The organism is Sedimentibacter sp. B4 (assembly GCF_000309315.1).
Taxonomy (GTDB): Bacteria; Bacillota; Clostridia; order Tissierellales; family Sedimentibacteraceae; genus Sedimentibacter; species Sedimentibacter saalensis.
In genome coordinates, this window is the sequence record NZ_CANG01000827.1 from 1 (window position 1) to 234 (window position 234).

Consider the following 234-nt stretch of genomic DNA (forward strand, 5'->3'; position numbering starts at 1 on the left):
CTCGTACAGCATCGGCGTCCTCACCGTGGACACCACGCTCTACGGTCCCAGCGCGGCGCTTCGCGGTATCGAGAAAGGCCGCCAGCGGGCGCGGGTACTCGGTCACCATCACGCACCTGACCGACCCGGACCAGACCGCGGTCGCCCAGGGAGCGAGCCTGCTCCGTTCCCGCTCCTCCGACGGCGTCATCCTGCTCCAGCCGCTGATCTCGGAGGTCGAGTCGAGCACGGTCG

The 234-nt window shown here is 69.7% G+C and carries 1 protein-coding gene; it reads right to left on the reverse strand.

What is annotated here, in order from left to right; all coding sequences use genetic code 11:
* Positions 1–234: hypothetical protein (locus BN358_RS27880; protein WP_232233301.1), on the reverse strand; the 234-nt coding region annotated here is incomplete at both ends.